This is a genomic window from Algibacter aquimarinus, assembly GCF_039543265.1.
Taxonomy (GTDB): Bacteria; Bacteroidota; Bacteroidia; order Flavobacteriales; family Flavobacteriaceae; genus Algibacter_B; species Algibacter_B aquimarinus.
The window spans coordinates 231,475-254,882 of sequence record NZ_BAABJK010000009.1 but is presented as its reverse complement, the minus strand read 5'-3'; the positions used below and the strand labels follow the sequence as shown (position 1 = coordinate 254,882).

Annotated in this window: 16 protein-coding genes; 15 read left to right on the top strand and 1 reads right to left on the bottom strand. The window is 31.1% G+C overall.

Features of this window, described 5'->3' with window-relative positions; translation table 11 throughout:
• Positions 1 to 27 precede the first annotated feature (27 nt).
• The 10 genes from ABD939_RS13570 to ABD939_RS13525 all read left to right on the top strand — a co-directional run bounded on the left by ABD939_RS13570 (position 28) and on the right by ABD939_RS13525 (position 16,987).
• Entirely contained in the window at positions 28 to 5,445 is a 5,418-nt protein-coding gene (locus ABD939_RS13570) for a T9SS type A sorting domain-containing protein (protein WP_345169791.1), read from the top strand.
• Positions 5,442 to 6,149: a hypothetical protein gene (locus ABD939_RS13565; RefSeq protein WP_345169786.1), complete on the top strand. Its 708-nt coding sequence runs from the start codon at positions 5,442 to 5,444 to the stop codon at positions 6,147 to 6,149. Before ABD939_RS13570 ends, ABD939_RS13565 begins: the two co-directional genes overlap by 4 nt.
• A gap of 86 nt (positions 6,150 to 6,235) precedes the next feature.
• A complete protein-coding gene (gene bshC / locus ABD939_RS13560; protein ID WP_345169783.1) occupies positions 6,236 to 7,828 on the top strand; it encodes a bacillithiol biosynthesis cysteine-adding enzyme BshC in 1,593 nt (530 codons plus the stop codon).
• A 55-nt stretch (positions 7,829 to 7,883) separates the two neighbouring features.
• Positions 7,884 to 9,419: a glutamine-hydrolyzing GMP synthase gene (gene guaA, locus ABD939_RS13555; protein WP_345169778.1), complete on the top strand. Its 1,536-nt coding sequence runs from the start codon at positions 7,884 to 7,886 to the stop codon at positions 9,417 to 9,419.
• 171 nt (positions 9,420 to 9,590) lie between these two features.
• A complete protein-coding gene (locus tag ABD939_RS13550) occupies positions 9,591 to 11,522 on the top strand; it encodes a LysM peptidoglycan-binding domain-containing protein (protein WP_345169775.1) in 1,932 nt (643 codons plus the stop codon).
• A 41-nt stretch (positions 11,523 to 11,563) separates the two neighbouring features.
• Positions 11,564 to 12,103 (top strand): DUF922 domain-containing protein, encoded by a 540-nt coding sequence (locus ABD939_RS13545; RefSeq protein ID WP_345169771.1) that lies wholly within the window; start codon positions 11,564 to 11,566, stop codon positions 12,101 to 12,103.
• 3 nt (positions 12,104 to 12,106) lie between these two features.
• Positions 12,107 to 12,334, top strand: a complete 228-nt coding sequence (locus ABD939_RS13540; RefSeq protein WP_345169767.1) for a DUF3820 family protein — start codon at positions 12,107 to 12,109, stop codon at positions 12,332 to 12,334.
• Positions 12,335 to 12,563: 229 nt separating this feature from the next.
• Positions 12,564 to 14,204, top strand: a complete 1,641-nt coding sequence (gene pyrG, locus ABD939_RS13535; protein WP_345169763.1) for a CTP synthase — start codon at positions 12,564 to 12,566, stop codon at positions 14,202 to 14,204.
• Between the two features lie 73 nt (positions 14,205 to 14,277).
• Positions 14,278 to 16,167 carry a membrane protein insertase YidC gene (yidC, locus tag ABD939_RS13530; RefSeq protein WP_345169761.1) on the top strand — a complete coding sequence of 630 codons (1,890 nt, stop codon included), beginning with the start codon at positions 14,278 to 14,280 and terminating at the stop codon, positions 16,165 to 16,167.
• Between the two features lie 118 nt (positions 16,168 to 16,285).
• Positions 16,286 to 16,987: a toxin-antitoxin system YwqK family antitoxin gene (locus tag ABD939_RS13525; RefSeq protein ID WP_345169756.1), complete on the top strand. Its 702-nt coding sequence runs from the start codon at positions 16,286 to 16,288 to the stop codon at positions 16,985 to 16,987.
• A 101-nt stretch (positions 16,988 to 17,088) separates the two neighbouring features.
• On the opposite strand, the gene ABD939_RS13520 is transcribed toward ABD939_RS13525, so the two are convergent.
• Positions 17,089 to 18,480: a fasciclin domain-containing protein gene (locus ABD939_RS13520; RefSeq protein WP_345169752.1), complete on the bottom strand. Its 1,392-nt coding sequence runs from the start codon at positions 18,478 to 18,480 to the stop codon at positions 17,089 to 17,091.
• A gap of 184 nt (positions 18,481 to 18,664) precedes the next feature.
• Between ABD939_RS13520 and mnmA the strand changes: the two genes are divergently transcribed.
• The 5 genes from mnmA to ABD939_RS13495 all read left to right on the top strand — a co-directional run bounded on the left by mnmA (position 18,665) and on the right by ABD939_RS13495 (position 23,407).
• Positions 18,665 to 19,852 (top strand): tRNA 2-thiouridine(34) synthase MnmA, encoded by a 1,188-nt coding sequence (mnmA, locus tag ABD939_RS13515; RefSeq protein WP_345169748.1) that lies wholly within the window; start codon positions 18,665 to 18,667, stop codon positions 19,850 to 19,852.
• 19 nt (positions 19,853 to 19,871) lie between these two features.
• Positions 19,872 to 20,813, top strand: coding sequence for an NAD(P)H-dependent flavin oxidoreductase (locus ABD939_RS13510; protein WP_345169745.1), 942 nt, complete (start codon positions 19,872 to 19,874; stop codon positions 20,811 to 20,813).
• A gap of 119 nt (positions 20,814 to 20,932) precedes the next feature.
• The gene (locus ABD939_RS13505) at positions 20,933 to 21,481 is read left to right on the top strand and encodes a hypothetical protein (protein ID WP_345169741.1); all 549 of its coding nucleotides are present in this window, start codon (positions 20,933 to 20,935) and stop codon (positions 21,479 to 21,481) included.
• Between the two features lie 313 nt (positions 21,482 to 21,794).
• Positions 21,795 to 23,183 (top strand): MATE family efflux transporter, encoded by a 1,389-nt coding sequence (locus ABD939_RS13500; protein ID WP_345169740.1) that lies wholly within the window; start codon positions 21,795 to 21,797, stop codon positions 23,181 to 23,183.
• Entirely contained in the window at positions 23,180 to 23,407 is a 228-nt protein-coding gene (locus tag ABD939_RS13495; protein ID WP_345169739.1) for a hypothetical protein, read from the top strand. Before ABD939_RS13500 ends, ABD939_RS13495 begins: the two co-directional genes overlap by 4 nt.
• Position 23,408: the final 1 nt, after the last annotated feature.

The window sequence follows — 23,408 nt, the reverse complement described above, 5'->3', positions numbered from 1 at the left end:
TATTAGAATGTATTGAAAAGTAAAGCAATGAAGAATAATATTCTCATTTTAGTTATATTATTTGTGCCCTATTTTATAGTAGCACAAACAACAGCTATACTTGATGCTAATTTTGAGGATTACCTAGAAACTCATGATGCTAATGGTGGTTTAGTTGATGTTGGTGATGAAAACAGTATGGGAGATGGTATAGCAGGTAATAATTTGGTATTAACAAATAGAATAGACAGTGTTACGCTGCTTGTTATTGATAATTTAAATATAAGCGACTTAACAGGAATTGAAAGTTTTGTTGGTCTAGAAACATTAATATGTTCTAATAATAATATACAAAGTATTGATGTTTCTAATAATACTAGTTTAATATCATTGCTTTGTGGTTCTAACCGGTTAGCAACCATAAATATTTTATCTAATAGCAACCTTGAGGTTTTAGATTGTTCTGAAAATCTAATTTCAGGGTTAAATGTTTCGAGTAATACAAACCTAAGAGAAATTACATGTTCTAACAATAGAATTACTGATATAGATGTTGGTTTAAATACAGATTTAGTATCATTAACAATTTCAAATAACAGACTAAGCAGTTTACTTGTTGGTAATAATATAAATTTAGAAAATCTTTTTTGCGCATCAAATCAAATCTCAACTTTAAATCTATCAGCAAATACCAGTTTAAAAGTATTAGATGCTTCGAATAATTTAATTTCAAGTTTAGATTTAAGCTCAATTAATACTGTTATTTGTCCAGACCCGCAAACAAACCCCGAAACTATTTGTCAAGGTGGTGCTACAATAAATGTGTCTAATAATAAATTAACATCTTTAGTTGTAGCTAACGGTTTTAACGATTTAGTAACATCATTTAAATCTGAAAATAATCCTGATTTATTTTGCATTCAAGTAGATGTTGGCTTTGCCCCAAATGCTAATTGGACGAAAGATGATTGGACGTATTATGGCGAATCCAATTGTCTTGATATTTACACTTATGTTCCAGATGATAATTTTGAAGCTTACCTTGAATCCAATGGATTGGGAGATGGCATAAATAACAACAATTTAGTATTAACGTCTGCTATTGGTAGTGAATTGGCACTCAATATTTCAAACCTAAATATTGAAGATTTAACAGGAATTGAAGATTTTAATGCTTTACAAACACTTAATTGTAGTGATAATAATTTAGATGAAATCAATATCTCGAATAATATAGCTTTAATAAATTTTAATGGTTCAAATAATAATTTAATAAGTTTAGATTTAAGTGGTAACGTTGGTTTAAGTATTTTAGATATTTCATTTAATTCGCTATCAGATTTAGATATAAGTACTAATCTCTCTATCAGTAATTTAAACTGCTCTAATAACAATATACAGTCATTAAACCTAAGTAGCCTTAATGCTTTAACAAATTTTAATTGCGACTCCAACACATTAGAAGTTTTAAATATTCAAAATGGTCAAAATTTAAATCTTACCAATTTTAGTGCTATCAATAACGCAAACCTATCTTGTGTCGAAACAGATACTGGTGCTGTACCTGTTGGTGTAACTTGGGCTATTGACGTAACAGCATCTTATGCGATTAATTGTGGTACTTACGTTCCAGATGATGCTTTTGAGAATTACCTGGAAATTAATGGGCTTGGAGATGGTATAGCAAATAATAATTACGTCTCAACAGCAAGTGCTATTGCTTTTGCAGGCACTTTAAATGTTGCAGGTTTAGGGATTTCTGATTTAACAGGTATTCAGGATTTTACTGCGTTAACAATATTAAATTGCTCTAATAACAATATTATTGAACTAAATCTAGTCGCAAATACAGCACTAACAAGCATCACATGTAATAGTAACGCTTTATTAGAGTTTGTTGATATTAGAAATGGTAACAATACTAATTTAACCGTGTTTGATACTTCCAATAATACTAATTTATTTTGTATTAATGTTGATACTGCTGTAATAGGTAATATTCCAGGTAGTTGGGTTAAAGACCTCAATGCTAGTTATAATGATGATTGTGTAAATAATAGATATACAGCCATTCCTGATAATAATTTTGAACAAGCTTTAATTGATTTAGGAATTGATTCTGGAGCTATAGATAATCAAGTTTTAACAGCTAATATTGAGTATCTTAATTCATTAAATATAAGCGGAAAAAATATTGAAAACCTTGAAGGAATTAAAGCATTTTTATCATTAACAGAATTAGATTGTAGTAGTAATTACTTAGATGAATTAGATGTTAGTGGTATGATTAATTTGGAAAATCTTTTCTGTGGTTCAAATTATTTTTTAACCAATAATACAGCTAATACTGTTGGGTTACTAAATACTTCTGGCACAGATAGTTTAACAAAACTATTCTGTGCAAATAATAATTTGGCTGATTTGAATATAGCGTTAAATACCAACTTAGAAGAACTCGATTGTTCAAACAATAATTTATCGTTTTTAGATATTAGCAACAACAATAATTTGATAGAAATTAATTGTAATAGTAACCATATATCTAATTTTATTACCACAACGGTTGCCAACAATTCATTGAGTAAAATAAGTTGTTCTAATAACAGTTTAAATTCGCTATTAGTAACAAATTATTCTGCATTAACCACTTTGAATTGTAGATCTAATACGTTAGCGCAACTTGACATTACATCTAATGGTGCTTTGGAAGTTTTAGATTTTTCAGATAATGATTTAACAGATATAAATTTATCTGGTAAAACCAATTTAATAGCAGTTTCTGGATCACAAAATGAATTAACCGATGTAGACGATTTACTTTCACCTGTTCTTGAAAATTTAATATTAGACAGCAACCAAATTAGTCAATTAAATGCTGTTGTAGCTAGTTTGCCAACAATTAAATATTTGTCGATAGGCAACAATCAATTAATTGATTTAAATGTTAGTTCTAATACTAATTTAATAGAACTTAACGTACGTGACAACCAATTAACAAACTTGCAATTACCACTAAATTTAAATCAACTTAAAACATTTAATTGTAGTAATAATCAAATTACAGGTGATTTTGATTTATCAACTATGGGTACTGGCGCATGTCCTGCTCAAAATCAAAATAATCCTTTAGATTTTTGTCCAGATTCAATAACTATTAATGTGTCTGATAATCAGTTAGAATTTGTAAATATTCAAAACGGTATAAATACTAATATTTCAAATTTTAATTCGTCTAATAACCCAAACCTAACATGTGTTCAGGTTGATGATGTTAATAATATAGGTGCAAACTGGTTTAAAGATGCTGCCACGGAGTATAGTTTAGATTGTAAATTTGGACAAACCTACGTGCCCGATGATAACTTTGAACAAGCTTTAATTACACTAGGTTACGATTCTGGCACTTTAGATGATTATGTTTTAACTGCAAATATTGAGGTTTTAACTAATTTAAATATTAGCGGACAAAATATATCAGATTTAACAGGAATAGAAGATTTTACAGCGTTGCAGAATTTAGATTTTTCTAATAATACAATCAGTTCAGTACATTTCTCTCAAAACCCAAATTTAATTCAAATTAACGGTTCTAATAACGCATTAACTGGTTTAGATTTAAGTAATAGTACTAATGTTATTGATGTAAATATAGCTAACAATATATTCACAGAATTTGATGCGAGTTTAATTCCAACGCTCCAAGTTTTCAATTGCAATTCTAACCAAATTATAGATTTAGATTTTCAGCAAAATACTGCAATAACGAGTATAAGTTGTCAATCTAATCTTTTGGAAAGTTTAAACTTAAAAAATGGTCAAAACACAAACCTAGCCAATTTAAATGCACAAAATAACACAACGTTAACCTGTATAGAAACCGATACTGGAGCTGCACCTGCTGGGGTTGCTTGGTTAAAAGATGGATTAGCAAATTATTCAATGGAGTGTTATTATGGCGAAACCTATGTACCTGATGATAATTTCGAACAGGCTTTAATAGATTTAGGTTACGATTCTGGTGCGTTAGATGATTATGTTTTAACGGCAAACATTGAAAATATTTCAACTTTAAATATTAGCAATCAAAATATTTTGGATTTAACTGGTATTGAAGACTTTTTAGGTTTATCAAGCTTTAATTTTGAAGACAATAATGTTACAGATGTCGATTTAAGTACTAATACACTTTTAACTAGTTTAAATGCTTCAACTAATGCTATATCTTCTATCGATTTGTCTTTAAATACAAATTTAAGGTCTCTTAATATTTCAAATAATAGTTTATCTCAAATTAATTTAAGCTCAAATACAGCATTAATAACTTTAGATGTTTCGGCTAACATGTTAGCTGAGTTAAATGTTGACGCTTTGGTTGATTTAATAACTTTCGATTGTTCCGAAAATCAATTGGATATGTTAAGCGTTGTTTTAAATTCTAATTTGGTGAGTTTGTATTGTCAATCTAACTTATTTGTTAGCGATCAATTGAATATTCAAAACGGTAACAATCAGAATTTAAACGAATTTAATGCAACAAACAACCCACTTTTAAGCTGTATTTTGGTAGATAATCCGGTTGAAGTTATTTCTAATACAAATGGAGATTACAATAATTGGTTTAAAGATAGTACAACAAATTATCAGTCTGTATGTGATGATGCTGATAATGATGGTGTAGCCAATACAGATGACCAATGTCCGAACACACCTTTTGGAGATGCTGTAGATTTGTTTGGTTGTAGTGTGTTAAATATACCAAACAATAATTTTACCATATTACTTACTGGAGAAACGTGCTTAAATAATAATGATGGAAAAATTAATATTAAAACTCTACAATACCAGAATTATACCGCTAGTTTAACCAAAGACGATTTTTCTAAAACTTACAATTTTACTAATGAGATAGATATTCTTAACCTTTTAGCTGGTACTTACAGACTTTGTATAACTATTGAAGAGTTACCTAGTTTTGAAAGTTGTTATGATATAGTAATAAGCCAACCAGAACCTTTACAAGTTCTAACAGGTAAAAGCAGTGGGCAAAAAGTATCTATTAGCTTGTCTGGGAGTAGTAGTTATAACATTAATTTTAATGGCTTAAAATTTACAACATCAAAACCCTCAGTCTCATTAAGTTTACAAAACGGATTTAATAGTTTAAAAGTTACTACAGATAACGAATGTCAAGGAGTTTACGAAGAAAATATTTTAATTTCAGATAACGTTTTTGCGTACCCTAATCCATTTCAAAATAAAGTTAATATTCATTTAGGGGATATTGATAAAGAACAATTTTCAGTAAGTATTTATTCTTATTTAGGGCAAACGGTTTATTCAAAAACTATAACTAAACAAAAGACAAATAATATAGATGTCGATACAAGTAATTTGTCTTCAGGAATCTATACTGTTTTTATAAAAGACAAGTCTTCAACATCAACATTTAAAATCGTAAAAAAATGAAACGTTTTATATATATAGTCTGTTTGTTTTTTTTAATTTTTGCTTGTAGTAAATCTTCTGTTGATGACTCAAACCCAGAAGGAGAAAATCCTGATGGAATAGATAACCCATCGATAGATAATAGCGTTGAATTGTATTTTCCTCAAGAAAATATGTTGTGTAATTTAGGTACAAATGTAACACCAACTGAAAGTACAGTTAAATTTGAATGGAAGGCTAACGACGCAGATAATTATAAAATAACTATTGAAAATTTGTTTGATGGAAATATTATTACCCAAGAAACCACTACAGATACCATACCAATAGTTTTGCAACGTGCTACACCTTATAAATGGTTTGTAGAATCTCAAAAAGGATCAAAAACCCAAGTCAGCGAAATATGGCAATTTTACAATGCTGGTCCTGGCGAACAATCTTATGCGCCATTTCCAGCAGTTATAAACTCACCTGTAATGGCTGCTTCAATACCTAGTACTAGCTCCGTAACCTTACAATGGACAGGTAGTGATGTTGACGATGATATTGCTGGATACGACATTTATATTGGTAATAATTCTAATCCTCCATTATTTTCAAGCGATTTAAATACTAATGAATTGGTAGTTACTGTATCTTCAGGTATTTACTATTGGAAAGTAATAACCAAAGACGCTTTAGGAAACACTTCAGATTCAGGAGAGTTTCAATTTGAAGTATTGTGATTTTACTTTTCTTTATAACTCTTAACGTATTTTTTAGAATGATAAAAATGGAATAACTGTATATTTACATAATTTTTTAATTAAATATGCATCAAAATTATATTCCGTTTCGCGATACTGGTTACTTTTCATCTTTAATTTGTAACTATTTAGATGAAAAATCAGAATTAAAACCGTTTTATAATCGTTTTCCTAATCTTAATAGCTTTAAAGATCAAATAGAGGAGAAACAAAAAATTTTTTCTACGCAATCTAGAACTGTTTTAGTTGAAAGTTTAAACAAACAATATCAGAATATTGATGCTTCAAAAAGTACACTTCAAAATATTGAATTATTAAAATCTAATAATACTTTTACAATTACCACTGGGCATCAACTTAATTTATTTACTGGCCCATTATATTTTCTCTATAAAATTATTTCTGCAATAAACCTATCCAAGCAATTAAAGGAAATAAATCCAAAATACAATTTTATACCTGTGTATTGGATGGCAACTGAAGATCATGATTTTGAAGAAATTAATTATTTTAATTTTAAAGGAAAAAAAATACAATGGAATAAAGATGCTCAGGGTGCTGTAGGTGAATTATCAACTAAAGGATTAGAACCTGTTTTTGATTTATTTTCAAAAGAATTAGGCAACACCAAAAATGCTAGCTATTTAAAGCTATTGTTTAAAGATGCATACATAAAACATGATAATTTAGCTGATGCTACACGGTTTTTAGCAAATGTATTGTTTAAAGAATATGGTTTAGTAATTATTGATGCCAATGATGCCAAGTTAAAAAAGGAGTTTGCACCTTATATGGCAGAGGAATTGCTAAATAACACGTCTTTTAAAGAAGTTTTAAAAACAAACGATAAGCTGTCTAAAGATTATGGAATTCAAGTGAATCCTAGAGAAATTAACTTGTTTTATTTAAAAGAAAATTTGCGAGAGCGTATTGTCTACGAAGATGAGGTTTATAAGGTACTAAATACCGATATTTATTGGAGCTTGAGTGAGATACAAAAAGAGCTCTTAGAGCACCCAGAGCGTTTTTCGCCAAATGTTATTATGCGTCCTTTGTATCAAGAAGTTATTTTGCCAAACCTATGCTACATTGGTGGAGGTGGAGAGTTGGCGTATTGGTTTCAGTTAAAGCAGTTTTTTAATAAAGTTGAAGTGCCATTTCCTATTTTACTATTGAGAAATTCGGTTTTAATTCAAACAGAAAAGCAATTTGAAAAACTAGAAAAACTGAATATTTCTAGTACAGATATCTTTTTGAAAAGAGATGCTTTTATTAATAGTAAAGTTAGAGAGATTTCAAACATTGAAATTGATTTTTCAAAACAAAAAAACCATTTAGTAAACCAGTTTGAAGAGCTATATGAAGTTGCCAAACAAACGGATAAATCCTTTTTGGGAGCTGTAAAAGCACAAGAACTAAAACAGCTAAAAGGATTGGACAAATTAGAGAAACGTTTGCTAAAGGCACAAAAAAATGCGCTATCAGACCAAGTGTCTAGAATGACAGAGCTTCAAAATGAATTATTTCCCAATGGTAGTTTACAAGAACGCAATGCTAATTTCTCCGAATTTTATTTGGAATATGGCGAGCAACTAATACCTAAACTTATTCAAAGCTTAGAACCATTAAAAGGCGAGTTTTTGGTGTTAACAATTTAATACAAAAAAAAGCAAAGGCTATTCGTCATTATAAAATCAATTGTTACTTTTGCGCATGCAACACGATAAGGTATTAATTTTAGACTTCGGATCGCAATACACACAGCTTATTGCACGTCGAGTTAGAGAACTTAACATTTACTCCGAAATACACCCATTTAATAAAATTCCAAAAAGCTTAGAAGAATACAAAGCAGTAATTCTATCTGGTAGCCCAAATTCTGTAAGAGGTGAAGATGCATTGCATCCAGACTTATCAGAAATTAGAGGAAAAAAGCCTATGCTTGCAGTTTGTTATGGCGCCCAATATTTAGCTCATTTTTCTGGAGGAGAAGTTGCGCCTTCAAATACCAGAGAATACGGTAGAGCGCATTTGTCTTTTATTCAAAAGGGCGAACCATTTTTTGCAAGTATTTCTGAAGGCACCCAAGTTTGGATGAGCCATAGCGATACTATTAAAGCTTTACCAACGGGAGGCGTTTTATTAGCTAGCACTAATGATGTTGATAATGCCGCTTATAAAATTCAAGGTGAAATAACTTATGCTATACAGTTCCATCCAGAGGTTTATCATTCAACTGATGGTAAACAATTGCTAGAAAATTTTCTGGTAAATATTGCCGGTATACATCAAGATTGGACACCAGATTCTTTTGTTGAAGAAACGGTTGAAGCTATACAAGCTAAAGTAGGAGGCGATAAAGTGGTCTTAGGACTTTCTGGCGGTGTAGATTCTACAGTAGCAGCAGTATTACTAAATAAGGCTATTGGAAAAAACCTCTATTGTATTTTTGTAAACAATGGTTTATTACGTAAAAATGAATTTGAGAGTGTTTTAAATCAGTATGAAGGTATGGGTTTAAATGTAAAAGGCGTTGATGCTTCAAATAGATTTTTAGATGCCTTAGCAGGAATAGAGGAACCTGAGAAAAAACGTAAAGCTATAGGAAATGCTTTTATTGAAGTATTTGATGACGAAGCACATAAATTAGAGGATGTAAAATGGTTAGCACAAGGCACCATTTACCCAGATGTTATAGAAAGTGTTTCGGCCACGGGCGGTCCTTCAGCAACTATTAAAAGTCATCATAATGTTGGTGGTTTACCAGATTTTATGAAGCTTAAAATTGTAGAGCCGCTTCGTGCTATTTTTAAAGATGAAGTAAGACGAGTTGGAGCTACTTTAGGTATAGACCCTGAATTACTTGGTCGTCATCCATTTCCTGGTCCAGGTTTAGGAATTCGTATTTTAGGTGATATCACAGCCGAAAAAGTGCGTATGCTTCAAGAGGTAGACCATATTTTTATTAAAGGTTTAAAAGAATGGGGACTTTACGATAAAGTTTGGCAAGCGGGTGCCATGTTACTACCTGTTAACAGCGTTGGAGTAATGGGTGATGAACGTACTTACGAAAAATGCGTTGCACTTAGAGCTGTTGAAAGTACGGATGGTATGACTGCAGATTGGGTAAACTTACCTTATGAGTTTCTTCAAAAAACATCAAATGATATAATAAATAAAGTTAAAGGCGTTAATAGAGTAGTTTACGATATTAGTTCGAAACCACCTGCAACTATTGAATGGGAATAGAAAATGTGTCTTTTTAATTTTTTTGTGTCTCATTTAAGGTTGCTTGTTATTTTTGTTTTGGCATACTATGTGCTTTAGTAAAATATATAAAATGATGCTTGGTGCATCCTTAAAGTAATAATTTAACGTATATATTCATTATAGTAGGTTTAGTTTTTAAAAGAACATCACATGAATAAATTTTTATTAGTACTAATTTTAGTCTTTGTTTTTGGTTTAAACTCAGCTAATGCCCAAAACTTTAGCACACATCAAGTAAAAGAAGGTGAAACTATTGAGGCTATAGCAAAACGATATTTTGTAACACCATTCGATATTTACAGTTTAAACCCAGATGCTAAAAAAGGACTAAAACCTAATACTATATTAATTATTCCTATTTCAAAATCTAAACCTCCTAAAACAACTATTACTAAAGAGTTACAAGGTTTTAAAACACATAAAACTAAACGAAAAGAAACATTATTCGGCATATCTCAGCAATATGATGTCTCTCAAGATGATTTAAAAAAATACAACAAATTTTTATATGCCAACACGCTAAAAAAAGGAGATAAACTTCAAATACCAATTTTTAAAATAACAGAAGTTGTTGAAGAAAATGAAGCTACAAAAACTTACACCGTTTTACCTAAAGAAGGAAAATGGCGAATAGCTTATAAATTTGGAATTACTTTAGAAGAATTGGAAATATTAAACCCAGAAATGGGTGATGTATTAAAAGAGGGACAAGAAATTTTGGTACCTAATATGGAAGATGAGGATACAAAAGAAGTTGACGAGCAATACAGTTATTACAAAGTTTTACCAAAAGAAGGCTTTTACCGTTTAAAACTAAAATTAGGTTTAGACCAAGAACAGTTGGAAAGTTTAAATCCCAGTTTAAAAGAATTAGGATTAAAAAAAGGAATGATTTTAAAAATACCATACTCCAATCTTGCAAACGGTATTATTCAAGCAGATTCTAACAGAATTAATCTTGCAGATAGTATCTCAGATTTTAGTACAAAGAACATTGTAGTTATGCTGCCTTTTAGGTTAAATCGAGTAGATTTTTCAACTGAAGATGACACAAAAAACAGTGTTAAAAAAGATCCTTATTTAAATGTGTCTTTAGATTTTCATTCAGGTGTTTTAATGGCTATAGATTCGCTTAAAACTTTGGGGGTTTCGTTAAAAGTAGATGTGCATGATACAAAATATCAAGTTAGCGAAGTTTCTAAAATAATAGATGATAACGATTTTGAAAATGTTGATGCTGTTATTGGCCCCTTAACTCCAGCAAGCTTTAAAAAAGCAGCTTCAGAATTACGTAAATATAATATTCCAATCATATCGCCAATTGGTAAAAATTTACAGTTGCACGACAATGTTTTTCAATCTAGACCTTCAGATGATTTATTAAAAAGCAAAATTGTAAATTTTGTTAGAACAGATACGTTAGCAAGCAATATTGTTATTATTTCCGACTCAAAACATGAAGACGTTTCAAATAGTTTAAAACGTGAGTTTAATTATGCGAAACAAGTATATTCTAATAAAAACAAGAAAAGTGGCGAAGATGAGTTTTTTGTAACAAAAGAAGATATTGAAACCAATATAATGCCGGGAAATAATATTGTGTTTTTAGAAACCAAAAACGGAGGTTTTGCATCAAATGTAACAAGTATTTTAGCGTCTTTAATTCAAGAAGAAAATAAAGAAGAAGAAAAAGAAAAAATTGATATTATTTTGGTAACTACAAATAACAATTCAGCTTTTGAAAGTAGTGAGGTTTCCAACGAACATTTATCAAAACTTCAGTTTCATTTTGCAACAACATCCAAAACTTATACTGATAATGATGCTTTTGTAAAAAAATATAAAAGTTTATACAATATTACTCCAGATAAAAGTGCTGTAAAAGGTTTCGATTTAACTATGGATGTTGTTTTACGTCTAGTATCGTCAGAAGATTTGTATTCATCTGTTACTAAGGCACCATTAACTGAGTATGTAGAAAATAAATTTGCTTACAAAAAGAAGCTCTTTGGTGGTTATTATAACGATACTGTTTATTTAGTAAAATATGATGATTTAACTATTGTTGAAGTAAAACAATAAGGTTTAAGGGTTATTCGTTTTATTACAAAAATAACCTTTAAGTGTCAAGAATATTTCTTTTAATATTATGTCTTCTTCCTTTTCAAAAAGATGAACCTGTTTTATCTTGGAATGAGTCTTATAAATTAACATGGGCAGATTTTAGAGGCTTGCCAAATAATCAAGTTAGTGCTGCAGCAGTAACCGCATCTGGTATAACTTTTGGATTTTCAGTTAGAGAAACAAATTCGGTTCCTGTTAGTTTTACAACAGAGGTACATGCACATTTTTATCCAGAAAAATCATGGTATAAACCTAAATTAGCAGATGCACATGTTTTAGGGCACGAGCAATTGCATTACGACATTACAGAATTACACGCACGAAAATTTAGAAAGGGAATTAGCCAATTTAAAGTGTCTAGTAGTATTAAAAATAATTTAAGAAGCCTTCATAAAACCATAAATAAAGCGTTGGCTGAAATGCAAAATAGCTATGATGCTGAAACAGATTACTCTAGAAATAATACTGCACAATTAAAATGGAAGCTTTATATTGAGCGTGAACTTGAAAAATTATCAGAATTTAAATCCTTAAATTAAGTTTTGCTTCCAAATAAAGATTTTTTAATAAAATTGGCGCATACGAAAATGCCCTACGGTAAATATAAAGACCGTTATTTAATAGATTTACCAGAATATTATGTGGTTTGGTACAACGCTAAAGGGTTTCCTAAAGGTAAATTAGGCGATATGCTTAAAGAGGTTTACGAACTAAAATTAAACGGTTTGGAAGATTTAATTAGGAATATCCAGAGGCAATATCCTAAATGAGTTTTTTGAGCTATCGTTTAACGACTTGATATGAAATCGTTTTAATGTTTTATATCTAAATGTTAAACGAAGGTAGCAGAAATTTTTTACAAAGTCAATGTTTAAAGCCCTTTTTAGTCTATGCTATTTTAATAAAACCATTGTTAATAACTACAATTTAAATAACTAAAAAACAATTCCGAAATAACTATTTAAATTTTGTAAATTTGCCTGCGTTTACAAGCGCAACATGACAACTACAGCAAAATATATTTTCGTAACTGGTGGTGTTACATCTTCTTTAGGAAAAGGCATTATAGCCGCTTCTTTGGCCAAATTATTACAAGCACAAGGTTACAGAGTTACCATTCAAAAGTTAGACCCTTACATTAACGTAGACCCTGGTACCTTAAATCCTTACGAACATGGCGAATGTTATGTTACAGAAGACGGAGCAGAAACCGATTTAGATTTAGGGCATTACGAGCGTTTTTTAAATGTACCAACAAGTCAGGCCAATAACGTAACCACAGGTAGAATTTACCAAAGTGTTATTGAAAAAGAAAGACGTGGTGAGTTTTTAGGTAAAACAGTACAAGTTGTTCCTCATATTACAGACGAAATAAAACAGCGTGTTCAAATTTTAGGAAACTCTGGCGATTACGATATAGTAATCACAGAAATAGGAGGAACTGTAGGAGATATTGAGTCTTTACCATACATAGAAGCTGTGCGTCAATTACGTTGGGATTTAGGTGAAGATAATGGTATTGTTATTCATTTAACACTGGTGCCATATTTGTCAGCTGCTGGAGAATTAAAAACAAAACCCACACAGCATAGTGTAAAAACACTAATGGAAAGTGGGGTACAAGCCGATGTTTTAGTTTGTAGAACAGAGCATCATTTACCAAAAGATTTACGCCGAAAATTAGCTTTATTTTGCAATGTAAAGGAAGATGCCGTAATACAATCTATTGATGCATCAACAATTTACGATGTACCAAATTTAATGCTCGATGAAGGTTTAGATAAAGTTGTGTTAAACAAATTAAACTTAAAAAGTTCGAAACCAGATATTGATAGATGGAATCAGTTTTTAAAGCGTCACAAAAATCCAAAAACAGAAATTACAATTGGGCTAATAGGAAAATACGTTGAGTTACAAGATTCATATAAATCAATTTTAGAAGCTTTTATTCACGCAGGTGCAGAAAATGAGGTAAAAGTAAATGTGGAGTCTGTACACTCAGAATATATTAATGCTGATAATGCCAAATTAAAACTTGGTCATTTAGATGGTGTTTTAGTTGCACCAGGTTTTGGAGAACGCGGTATTGAAGGAAAAATTGATGCTGTTAAGTATGTTAGAGAAAACAATGTGCCATTTTTTGGAATTTGTTTGGGTATGCAAATGGCAGTTATAGAATTTGCAAGAAATGTTTTAAAAATAGAAGATGCAGATTCTGCCGAAATGAATCCAGAAACAAGCAATCCTGTTATAGATTTAATGGAAGAGCAAAAGTCTGTAACACATAAAGGAGGTACCATGCGTTTAGGAGCTTGGGCTTGCGATTTAAAAAAAGGAAGTGCTGTTAGAGACATATATAAAGCAGAAAATATTTCTGAGCGTCATAGACACCGTTACGAATTTAATAGTGATTATAAAACGCAAATTGAAGAAGCTGGTATGAAAGCAACAGGACTAAATCCAGATACAGGATTAGTTGAAATTGTTGAAATACCAGAGCATCCTTGGTTTGTTGGCGTTCAATATCACCCAGAATATAAAAGTACAGTTGCAAATCCTCACCCCTTATTTGTAGCTTTTGTTAAAGCAGCCTTAAATCACAATAAAAAAAGTAGAGGTGTCAGTATGGCACAAAATTAAAATTGGATAGCTTATTGATTAGCTAAACACATTACTGCCTGTGCGGTAATGTTTTAATTTACACTAACAACCAATGGAAGAAAAGAAATTAGATATCAATTCGATAATAGGGTTTGTACTCATTTTCGGAATTTTAGCTTACATGCTATGGCAAAATCAGCCATCACCAGAAGAACTTGAAGCTCAAGAAAAAGCTAAGCAAGAACAAGTTGAGGCAGAAAAAAAGGCTAAAGCAGCAGAAGATGCAAAAGTTACAACAGCTGAAGATTTTTATCCTGAAGGTATATCAGATTCACTTAAACAAATAAGTCTAAACAATAAATTAGGAGCATTTGCATTTTCAGCAATGCAATCTAACAATGAAGAAACTAGTGTAGAAAGCGATTTATTAGCGCTTACCTTTAGCAATAAAGGAGGGTATCTTACTGAAGTGAGATTAAAGCAATTTGTTGATTATGATTCTATTCCAATTTATTTAATAAAAGATAGTAATGCATCTTTTAATATTAATTTTGGAACCACAGATAGCAGAATTTTTAATACCAAAGATTTACCGTTTGTACCTCAAGTTACTAAAAATGGTAGTGTAACAGTTATTTCTATGAAGCTAAAAGTTTCTGAAAGCCAATTTCTAGAGTATCGTTACGAACTTAAAGATGGTGATTATATGATTGATTTTGCTGTTCGTTCACAGGGACTAAGTAATATCATTAATAGTTCACAAGCCATTAATCTAGATTGGAAATTAAAAGGTTACCGTCATGCAAAAAGTATTTCTTACGAAAATAGGTATACCGATGTGCATTACGATTATGAAGGAGGAAAAGCAGATTACACCAGAGATGGAGAAGATGATATTGAAGATGTAGCTTGGATTGGTTATAAGCAACATTTCTTTTCTTCAGTGTTATTAACAGATACGCGCTTTAAAAATGTAAAAGTAAAAACTGAGAATTTAGTACAAGAGGAAACGATAGATACCGTATTTACTAAAAGCTTCGCAACAACAATTCCTTTAGAATTACAAGGTGGTGAAATCAATCAAGCTATGGATTGGTATTATGGGCCAAGTGATTTTAAAGTTTTAAATACCTACGACAGAAACCTTGATGAATTAGTACCGTTTGGATGGGGACTTTTTGGTTGGATAAATCGTTATGTTTTCATGCCATTATTTGGTTTCTTAGGAGGTTTTATGCCTTACGGAATAGCTATTGTAGTAATGACAATTTTAGTAAAAATCTTATTATCCTTTGTACAGTATAAACAATTCCTTTCTCAAGCCAAAATGAAAATTTTGAAACCAGAATTGGATGCCATTAGAGCAAAGCATAAGGATAATAAAATGAAAGCGCAACAAGAAACTATGGCGTTGCAAAATAAAGCAGGAGCAAGCCCTATGGCTGGATGTTTACCGGCTTTAATACAACTTCCTGTGTTTTATGCACTGTTTCAGTTTTTCCCTTCAGCGTTCGACTTAAGACAAAAATCATTCCTTTGGGCAGACGATTTATCATCTTATGATGTTATAGCTAACTTACCTTTTAATATACCATTCTATGGTAATCACGTAAGTTTATTTCCGTTATTAGCATCTATAGCTATTTTCTTTTACATGCGATTAACTACAGGTCAAAATATGCAGTCGCAGCCGCAGCAAGAAGGTATGCCAGATATGGCTAAAATGATGAAATACATGATGTATTTCTCACCAATAATGATGTTATTCTTCTTTAATAATTATGCCTCTGGTTTAAGTTTATATTATTTTATTTCAAACTTAATTAGTATCGGAATTATACTTGTAATTAAGAATTACATTCTTGATGAAGATAAAATTCATGCTCAAATTCAAGAGAAAAAGAAACAACCAAAAAAGCAAAATCGTTTTCAGAAGAAAATGGCTGATATGATGGAACAGGCTGAAAAGCAAAAGCAAATGCAGCAAAAAAAGAAAAAGTAATTTAAATTATAAAATACAATACAAGCTGTCAAGAATTTTTTTGGCAGCTTTTTTGTTATAAGAAAATTTAAATAATAACGTTTAAAAAACATAAATTCATAAAAACATAATTTTTAAAATGAAAACTATATATAATTTTCTATTCCTACTAAGCTTTAGTAGTATCATTTTTGCTCAAGAGGTAAATCAATTTGATAGCAATGGAAAACGTGATGGTGTATGGAAAAAAAACTTTGAAAACACCAAAGTTTTAAGATATGAAGGTGCTTTTAAAAATGGAAAAGAAATAGGTTTGTTTAAGTTTTATAAAAACATTAATAAAAAGGCAGTATTAACAGCCACAAAGCAGTTTAATGAAAATGACAATATAGCTCAAGTTAAATTTTACACCTCCAGAGGTAAGGTAATTAGCGAAGGACAAATGGATGGTAAAACGTATGTAGGTACTTGGAAATATTATCAAAAAAATACAGAGCAGTTATTAACGTTAGAGCATTTTGATGCTTCTGGTAAATTAGAAGGTGAGCGCTTGGTATATTATAAAAACGGACAAATTGCAGAAAAACAAAACTATAAAAATGGAAAGCTAGATGGTTTAGCTTTATGGTATTCTGAAAGAAATATTGTTTTAAAAGAGTTTTTATATGAAAATGGGGAATTGCATGGTATTTCAAAGTTTTATAATCCTAAAGGTGAATTAATAGTTGAAGGTAAATACAAAAGAAGTAAAAAAGACGGTGTTTGGAAATATTATGAAAATGGAACATTGAAAGAAGAAAAAGATTATACTTACGTTCCTAAATATAAAAAGAAGAAGTAATAAACAAAAAAGCTCCTCAATTTCTTGAGGAGCCTCTTTTTCATAGACAATTATAATCAAGTGATTATTGACTGCCTACAATCAACAAACCAAACTAATCTTTAATTACTACTTGGTAATAATACAGCGTCAATTACATGTACTACACCATTTGTTGCGTGTACGTTTAATAAACTAGCTATTAATCCTGCTGCTGGAGTTGTTCCAGCTGCATCTTGCACTGCTAAATTTGCTAAATCAATAGTAACATTTTGTCCGTTTAACATTCCAATCATGGCGTCTTGTGTTAAATCTGTAGAGAATGCATAAGCACCATCAACAACATGATGAGTTAATATACCAGCTACAGCTGCTGGATCTGTAGCGTTTATTGCAGCTTCGTCTAAACCAGCAGCTAAAAATGCAGCGTCAGTTGGAGCGAAAACTGTGTAAGAATCATCAGCACTAGCAAAGAAATCTGCTAAGTTAGCTCTAGATAGAGCAGCTGCTAATAATGTAAATTCAGCAGGGTCACCACCAGCAAAACCTGCAACTATTTCGTTAATAGTTTGTGTAGGTGGTAATAATGTTCTGTCAATAACATGAACAACTCCGTTAGAACCTGTTATGTTTGTTGCTGTAACAGTTGTTGTTCCGTTTATTGAAACATCATCTCCAGCATTAGTTATGTAAATATCTCCTCCTAAAGTTTCCACTTCATCAGATGTTCCTGTTGTAACTGGCAACATATCTGACATAATAGTACCGTCAATAACGTGATAAGCAAGTACTGCATCAGCACCATTAACATCAGTTACACCAGCAGCTTCAAACGCAGCATTTGTAGGTGCAAATAAAGTTAAGCCATTATCACTTGGTCCATTACCTAAAAGAAGACTTAATATGTCTGTATTTGCAGCTTCTACAGCAGCAATTAATGTTGTAAAGTTTTTGTTAAAATAAGCTGGAGCTACAATAGTCCCAACTATTGGTAATATAGAAGGTGGTACCATTACACTGTCGATAATGTGCACAACACCGTTTGTTGCTAAACCATCTACTTGAGTTACTTGTGCATTTGCTATAAATACACCATTAGCATCAGCAACAACATCAGCATCCTCACCATTAGCCATAGTAATAGTTCCTGTTGTAACAGAAATTGCCGGTAAAGCTGCAGTTGTGTAAACATGATATTGTAAAACATTTTTTAATACGTCTTCTGGAATATCATCAATAGTTTCTTGACCAACTGCTATTCGTAATGCTTCAAAAGCGTCATTATCAGGAGCAAAAACTGTAAAAGTTCCAGTATTACTTAGTAAATCAACTAAATCTGGATATTTTACAAGTGCACTAACTAAACTAGATAGTTGTGGAGTTGCTTGCGCCAATTCAACTATGCTAGCTGTTGGTACAAATTCAATAATTTCATCATCATCGTTACATGATGTTACTAAAATCAATCCTACAAAAAGGAAAGAAAAATTTCTAAGATTTCTAAGTAATTTCATTTTTTGTTATTTATTAGTTATACTTTGTTCAACAAAAGTAAGTATAAGTTAAACATAAATCCAAATTTTGTTTAATAATTTTAACAAAAATTTAAACAAAAATGTATTTCATCGGTTTTTTACTCTATCTAATTATTATTAAAATGGTACTATAATATGTATCTTTGTACCTTAATTTTTAATAATGAAGCGAGTTATTATTGGTCTTTCAGGTGGTGTAGACTCTAGCGTTGCAGCTTATTTACTAAAGCAGCAAGGTTATGAGGTTATTGGCTTGTTTATGAAAAATTGGCATGATGACTCTGTTACGATTTCCGACGAATGCCCTTGGTTAGATGATAGTAACGATGCCATGTTAGTTGCAGAAAAGTTAAACATTCCATTTCAAACAGTAGATTTAAGTGAGGAATATAAGGAGCGTATTGTTGATTATATGTTCCATGAATATGAAAAAGGTAGAACACCAAACCCAGATGTACTTTGTAACAGAGAAATTAAGTTTGATGTTTTTATGAAGATAGCTTTAGAACTTGGTGCAGATTATGTTGCAACGGGTCATTATTGTAGAAAAGGAGTTATTGAAAAAAATGGTGAGACTATATATCAGCTCTTAGCTGGAGTAGACATCAACAAGGATCAATCATATTTTTTGTGTCAATTATCGCAAGAGCAATTATCAAAAGCGTTATTTCCAATAGGTGAGTTAACTAAACCAGAAGTAAGGGCACTAGCTACAAAGTTAGATTTGGTAACCGCTGAAAAAAAAGATTCTCAAGGTTTGTGTTTTATTGGTAAAGTGAAATTACCAGATTTTTTGCAACAACAACTTAAACCTAAAGAAGGTGTCATAGTTGAAGTCCCAAAGGAACAGGATGTTTATAATTCTATTGAAACTAAATTTAATACAATAGAAGAAAAACTAGAATACTTATCTAGAAAAATTGATTATAAAGTAGATTTTGGTAAAATAGTTGGTAAACACCAAGGCGCACATTATTTTACAAAAGGTCAACGAAAAGGTCTAGCAGTTGGTGGTACAATAGAACCACTATTTGTTATAGATACTGATGTTGAAGAAAATGTTATTTATACTGGTCAAGGAAAAGAACATCCTGGATTATATAAAAAAGCATTATTTGTTAGTAATGAAGAATTGCATTGGGTACGAGAAGATTTAACACTACAAGTTGATGAAACTTTACCAGTAAAAGCCAGAATTCGTTATAGACAAGCTTTAGAAAATGCAACATTATATAAAGTGGATAGTGGTATGTATATAGAGTTTGAAAACATGCAATCTGCAATAACTGAAGGTCAGTTTGTTGCTTGGTATATTGAAGATGAACTTATTGGTTCGGGAGTTATCTCATAATTTATTTAGTTGTTATTTCATGGAAAATAGAATATGTAAATTATTCAATATTAAGTATCCTATTATTCAGGCAGGAATGGTTTGGAATAGTGGCTGGCGATTAGCATCTGCATCAAGTAACTCAGGAATACTTGGCCTTATTGGGGCAGGGTCTATGTATCCAGAAGTATTAAGAGAGCATATAAAAAAATGTAGAAAAGCTACCGATAAACCTTTTGGGGTTAATGTACCTATGTTATATCCCAATATCCAACAGATTATGGATATTATTGTTGAAGAAGGTGTAAAAATTGTTTTTACATCAGCAGGAAACCCTAAAACATGGACATCTTGGTTACAAGAAAAAGGCATTACAGTTGTTCATGTGGTGAGTAGTGTGAAATTTGCACTAAAAGCGCAAGATGCAGGAGTTGATGTCATAGTGGCCGAAGGCTTTGAAGCTGGAGGACATAATGGAAGAGACGAAACTACAACTTTAACGCTAATACCCATGGTGAAAGAACAAATAACCATTCCATTAATTGCAGCAGGTGGTATAGCAACAGGTAATGCGATGTTAGCAACTATGGTTTTAGGAGCTGATGGTGTACAAATTGGAAGTCGCTTTGTTGCCAGTGATGAAAGTTCTGCACATAATGACTTCAAGAAGGTTGTAGTAGATGCAAAAGAAGGCGATACACAATTAACACTAAAAGAGTTAGCACCAGTTCGGTTAATAAAAAATAAGTTTTATAATGAAGTCCAAGACTTATATAAAACATCACCAACAATAGAGGAATTAAAAAATCTATTAGGAAGGGCAAGAGCTAAAAAAGGAATGTTTGAAGGCGATTTAGAAAATGGCGAATTAGAAATTGGACAGATATCTGGATTAATCCATGACATTAAGCCTGTGTCTAAAATTGTTGAAGATATAATACTAGAGTTTGAAGAAGCTAAAGATGATATCAGTTTACTATAGTTAAAAATAGGATACAAATCAGTTATCAATTGAGAGCATTTAATTTTATTTTTTCAACATATAAAAATGATTGAGGTTAATGAAAGCTAGCGAAATATTATTATATTTAAAAAAAGAAAATGAAAATCTACTTACTTATAATATTTATGCTTATAACCTTCGCTGGGTATTCTCAGAATTATTATTTGGCGGATGAGGATAGCAACAAAACGATGATAGCTGACATTATTAAAGCAGCCATTACAGAAGGAAGAATAAAAGAAAAACCTTTGATAGTTGTTAATGAGAGAGTTCTCTATGAGAAAGAACTAGATAACTTCGATTTCTTCAAATCGGATATTGTAGTTCTTGAAATTATAGACAAAGGAGATAAACAAATGGCCGGATTCTATGGTGAAAAGGCTTTAAATGGAATACTGTTTATAGAAACAAAGCGGTTTGAGAGATTAGACGAAGTTACTATTTATGGTAAGAGTGTCCTTTTTATCGTAGATGGTAAGGAAGTTTCTCGTAAGAAATACCACAATATATTAGATCCTGATAATGATGGAAGGGCTGACCCTGGTATTCTTGAGTCAATCAGCGTCTTAAGAAAAAAGAAAGACATAGCTAAATATACTCCTAAAAATTACCAGACTGTAGTTGTTGTTGGAACTAGAAAAAATTAGATTATAGAACTTGATTTTAAAAAAGCTAAACGGCAAATCCAGAAAATTTAAAAAGCAAAAAGGAGGAAATTAATTTCCTCCTTTTTTATTGAAACGGTAAGCTATAATTTATTAATCCCTACATAAAATAAAAAGCTCAAAGTGTTTCTGTGCTACCTGTTCTTATTGAGAATACCCTTTTAAGGCGCTGCGAATGTATAAAAACATACTAATAAAATCATCATTAAAAATGTATATTTATTAACATTTGTTAATTTAATGCAAACTATTAAAAGTAATAGGTTTAAAAAAAGCATAGAGTTACTTTTGCAAAATGCATTTAACCAACTATACTAAAGAGTTTAAATACAATTGGAAACTAGCTGCACCAGTAATGTTAGGTATGTTAGGGCATACCTTTGTGAGTTTTGTAGACAATATTATGGTTGGGCAACTAGGTACGGCAGAATTAGCTGCGGTTTCTTTAGGTAATAGTTTTATGTTTATAGCCATGTCTTTAGGAATTGGGTTTTCTACTGCCATAACACCTTTAATAGCTGAAGCAGATTCAGCCAAAGATTTTGCAAAAGGAAAATCGTCTTTTAAACACGGTTTGTTTTTATGTACTGTTTTAGGTGTATTATTATTTTTGATGGTGTTTTTCGCAAAACCACTAATGTATTTAATGAAACAACCTATTGAGGTGGTTGAGTTAGCAATTCCATATTTAAACTTTGTAGCGTTTTCATTAATTCCGTTAATTATATTTCAAGGATTCAAGCAATTTAGCGATGGCCTTTCTATGACAAGGTCTCCTATGTACGCGACTTTGCTGGCAAATATCATCAATATAATTTTAAACTATTTATTAATTTTTGGAAAATTTGGTTTCCCCGAAATGGGCATAGTAGGAGCAGCATATGGAACATTAGTATCAAGAATTGTAATGGTATGGTATTTATGGTTTTTATTAAAGTCTAAAGAAAAATCGAAAGCATTTGTAACCAATATTAAATTTTTTGTCCTTAATAAAGTAATGCTCAAAAAGATTATAAATCTAGGAGCACCAAGTGCCATGCAAATGTTTTTTGAAGTCGCTATTTTTACAGCTGCTATTTGGCTTAGTGGTTTACTTGGTAAAAACCCGCAAGCAGCAAACCAAATAGCCTTAAACTTATCGTCCATGACTTTTATGGTTGCTATGGGTTTAAGTGTGGCATCAATGATTAGAGTTGGTAACCAAAAAGGTCTAGAGAATTATTCCGAGTTACGCAGAATTGCTTTTTCTATATTCCTTCTAGGAATTATATTAGCAACATGTTTCGCAATTATGTTTTTTGTATTTAATGAAACCTTACCAAAATTATATGTGGATTTTGATGATGCAGAAAACCTAATTGATAACACTGAGGTTGTAGGTATAGCATCAAAATTATTAATAGCTGCTGCCTTTTATCAAATTAGCGATAGTATTCAAGTTTTAGTTTTAGGAGCTTTACGTGGCTTACAAGATGTGAAAATACCAACTATAATAACGTTCATATCATATTGGTTAGTAGGTTTTCCAATTAGTTGGTTTTTAGGGAAACAAGATGCTTATGGTAGTTTTGGGATTTGGTTAGGTTTATTGGCTGGTTTAACTACAGCTGCAATTTTATTGTATATTCGATTTAACTATTTGACTAAAAAGTTAATTTTGTCAAACAAAATAACAGATAAATGACTTTACCAAAATTTATATTAGGCGATAATACAGAATACCCAAATGCTATTTTCGTTATTCATACGGAGTTTCCAAGATTTATAATTAACCTTGAAGATGATGAAGTAGAGTGGTTTGAAGACTTTGATGCTGAAGACCAAAAGGAATTAAATTCTGAAACTGAAAATGCAATTAAATTAGCCACTGAGTTTTATGATAATGAAGTTGCTAAATATGAAGAATAAT